Source organism: Thermogemmatispora sp. (assembly GCF_019683755.1).
GTDB lineage: Bacteria > Chloroflexota > Ktedonobacteria > Ktedonobacterales > Ktedonobacteraceae > Thermogemmatispora.
In genome coordinates, this window is record NZ_JADGHT010000508.1 from 1 (window position 1) to 2,417 (window position 2,417).

The window sequence follows — 2,417 nt, forward strand, 5'->3', positions numbered from 1 at the left end:
CCATGCGCACATAGCTCGGCTCACTCTTATGCTTGCCGACCTGAATCTCTTGAATCAGGAAATCGCCGCCGCGATCCATAATAATGTCCCAGGCGCGCGGCAACGTCCAGGAGTCAATGATATGTCCACTGAGTTCAATGATTTCGCTTGCCATGAGAAAGACGCTTCCCTCAAACCAAACAAAATGGAATACACTCGACCACTGCTGCTGCTTCTGCAGTGAGTCAAGAACAGGGCAAGGACGGAACAGAGAGGAAAAGAGGCGACTCCGTTGCCCACCTGTAGCCCCGCGCGCTGTGCTTGCGACCAGTTTAGTGCTCCCGCGCGTGCCTGTCAACTCCTGACCCTGCTGGCTGAGGCCAGTACGCTTGTTACCAGTGGCGCCCGATAGGACAAATGGTTTGAAAGGGACAAGCACGGCATTTGGCTGCTTTCTGACGAGCAAGTGCCGGCGGCTGGTCGGCGCTGCAGCGCTGCATCTCTTCTAGGAGGCGGATCACTTTGCGTCGCAGGGCTGGGGTATATTCGATCGTGAATTCGGTGTCAGCGTAACGCAGGATACCATGCGTTGGGGGCACGGCAAAGTAGTCCTCTAGAATCAAGCAGTAGGCGCCGATCTGTACCACATGATTGCTATAGGGAGCAGTGGCATTATACACCTGTGGCTTGATCTCGATAGGGACAGGCCGCCCATCCGGCAGCTCAACTACGTAGTCCGGTTTGCCGACCAGCGGGTAGCTGCTCGAGACCAGTGGCTCACCTTGGCCATCGGCATCCTCATAGACAAGCGTCCCCTCGGGCAAACCCAGGGCCCGCTGACGCTCTGCGAGTAAGCGGGCCCGCTGGGCTGCTCGCTCGTTTCGCAGCAGTAGCAGGAGCGCGATGGCGCTGAGCAGGGCAGCAAGGCCAAGCGATAGCAAAATGCTGTTGAGCATGATTCGTTTCCCCGCTCTCTCTTGCTCAGAGTAAGCGCTGCCACTCACTCACTCTCGCCCAGGAGTGGATTGGGGAGGTGCGAGCGCATGCCCTCCGCCACCCTGACTGACCAGTCAGCGTAGCAAGATAGCGGCGGCAATGAGGACAATGGCACTGATCAGAAGCGCAATGGCAACTAGCATAAGCCGGCGGCTGCAACCGGCGAAAGGCAGTGCGCGCGCTTCTTCGTAGGCTTCTTCTAGCGCCTCTGCGTGCTCCCGATGCTGCTCTTGCCCAGTGTCAAAGGCACCTCGCCGCAACAGGAGCCGTTCGTGAAGCTGATACTCCGGGAGAGCTGTGGCCTGGGGACCATGCTCGTGCTCTAGCTCGACCATGCGCGCGAATAGCTCTTCAGTATCTGCCTGGGCGGCTGGCTCGTATTGCTCGTGCCACCAGGCAAGCGGGCAATACTCGAAAGCGGCCACCTCGCTGGCGGTAAAGTAGCGTTTGGATGGCCGCTTGCCTCGCGGCTGGCGTTGCTCAGACTGCATAGAAATTCCTCCGCCACGGCGGGCCGAGGCCCCTTTCCGCTTTGGCTGGCGCTGACCTTGTTCGTGTGCTTCCTGCCTTCCCTCCTACTCTGGGCGGACGGATGGACTGGCCTGACAGGCTTAAGCATTGGCTGCGGCTCCATTGCTGGAACCCGTACCAGCTAGCCCTAGCTCTTCGGCTATGCTCGACATGGCTGTGATCACATTGGCAATATGCTCGTCAAGCTCAACGCCTAGCTCTGCCGCACCACGTATGATATCGTCACGATTGACCCCTGCCGCGAAGCCTTTCGTTTTCATCTTCTTTTTCACCGATGAGACCTCTAGTCCGAGGATGCTCTTGTTGGGCCGAACAAGAGCGGTGGCTGTGATAAGACCGGTGATCTCATCGCAGGCATAGAGCGCTTTGGAGAGAAGATCGGTGCGCGGATGAGTCTCAGCGTTGAGGTCATTGTGGGCCAGAATGGCATAAATAATGCGCTCATCGTAGCCAGCTTCACGCAGCCAGCCGGCCAGGACACGCGTGTGTTGCTGGAGGTCAGGATATTCCTCATAGTCGCAGTCGTGCAGCAGACCGGTGATCCCCCATAGCTCTTCATCTTGGCCGTATTTGCGCGCATAGAAGCGCATGGCTGCCTCAACGGCCAACATATGACGCTGTAGATTGAGGTTTTTCACGTGCTCGGTCATCAGACGATAGGCATCATCACGAGTTGGCATATAGAGATCTTCTCCAATGGGTCCGTGTTTCTCGCCAGTAAGTGTCTTGGGAGTTTCCATTATAGCACAGGTCTCCTGTCGCGGCCTATGGCTGGCCCGCGCTTCAGCCTCTGAGAAAAGCAGAGAAAAGATAGCGCCCCGCCTATCAAGTATGCTATACTGGGAGCAATCATGAAGGGCACGCTGCTCTTAGCTCTGTCCCTCTGCAGCGCTGACCTCGTGCTCCTCGTG

3 protein-coding genes and 1 pseudogene are annotated in these 2,417 nt (G+C 57.6%); all 4 read right to left on the minus strand.

Annotation, left to right across the window (positions count from 1 at the left end):
* Positions 1-154, minus strand: a pseudogene (locus IRZ24_RS19910) (TIGR00300 family protein); the annotation flags it as partial.
* A gap of 217 nt (positions 155-371) precedes the next feature.
* The gene (cas4, locus tag IRZ24_RS19395) at positions 372-935 is read right to left on the minus strand and encodes a CRISPR-associated protein Cas4 (RefSeq protein ID WP_297168144.1); all 564 of its coding nucleotides are present in this window, start codon (positions 933-935) and stop codon (positions 372-374) included.
* Between the two features lie 114 nt (positions 936-1,049).
* Positions 1,050-1,466, minus strand: coding sequence for a hypothetical protein (locus IRZ24_RS19400; RefSeq protein ID WP_297168147.1), 417 nt, complete (start codon positions 1,464-1,466; stop codon positions 1,050-1,052).
* Positions 1,467-1,586: 120 nt separating this feature from the next.
* Positions 1,587-2,186, minus strand: coding sequence for an HD domain-containing protein (locus tag IRZ24_RS19405; RefSeq protein ID WP_297168150.1), 600 nt, complete (start codon positions 2,184-2,186; stop codon positions 1,587-1,589).
* Positions 2,187-2,417: the final 231 nt, after the last annotated feature.

Coding starts and splice junctions, on each gene's coding strand:
- cas4 (WP_297168144.1), bottom strand. CDS start 935: ATGCTCAACAGCATTTTGCTATCGCTTGGCCTTGCTGCCCTGCTCAGC.
- IRZ24_RS19400 (WP_297168147.1), bottom strand. CDS start 1,466: ATGCAGTCTGAGCAACGCCAGCCGCGAGGCAAGCGGCCATCCAAACGC.
- IRZ24_RS19405 (WP_297168150.1), bottom strand. CDS start 2,186: ATGCCAACTCGTGATGATGCCTATCGTCTGATGACCGAGCACGTGAAA.